Source organism: Corynebacterium variabile (genome assembly GCF_006539825.1).
Taxonomy (GTDB): Bacteria; Actinomycetota; Actinomycetes; order Mycobacteriales; family Mycobacteriaceae; genus Corynebacterium; species Corynebacterium variabile.
In genome coordinates, this window is record NZ_BJNT01000067.1 from 1 (window position 1) to 702 (window position 702).

At 61.4% G+C, this 702-nt stretch carries 1 protein-coding gene; it reads right to left on the reverse strand.

Features of this window, described 5'->3' with window-relative positions:
• Positions 1-22 precede the first annotated feature (22 nt).
• Positions 23-702: IS6 family transposase (locus CVA01_RS14785; protein ID WP_141331839.1), on the reverse strand; the 680-nt coding region annotated here is incomplete at its 5' end.

Below are 702 nucleotides of genomic sequence, written 5' to 3' on the forward strand. Positions count from 1 at the left end.
ACCCCCCCGTAGCCCTGGTCTCTCAGGCGTCTGCGAAGGCTTTCGCCACGATCACCACATCCGGGTTCGCACACCCGAAGGCGAACATCCTGCCCTGGCCTTTGCGCAGCGCGTGCATCGCCTCCATTCCTTGTAGCGTCCGGTAGGCAGACACCGGGGTCTTGAACCCGCCACCCTTGGGCCCCAGGATCCGTTTGAGCCGGCCGTGATCCCCCTCGATCACGTTGTTGAGGTACTTCACCTGCCGATGCTCCACTGTCGTCGACAGCTTATGCTCGTCGATCAGCGCTGCGATCGCCGCTGCGTAGGTGGGTGCTTTGTCGGTGCAGATCACCCTAGGCCCACCGGGGCACTCACCGTTTCGGCTGCGGTGACCAGCACAACGCAGTGCTTTACCCAGGAACCGTGTCGCTGCTGTCGTGTTGCGCTTAGTGGACATGTAGAAATCCAAGGTTCGACCGTCTGCGGTGACTGCCCGGTAGAGGTAGCACCATCTCCCACCGACCCGTATGTAGGTCTCATCAACCCGCCAGGAATCGGAGAACCAAGGGGAGGTTTGACGGTACCACCGGGTGCGTCTATCCAGTTCGGGGCCGTACTTTTGAACCCAACGGTAGATGGTGGTGTGATCCACCGGCACACCGCGCTCGGTGAGCATCTCCTCGAGATCGCGGTAGGACACTCCGTATCGGCAGTACCAAC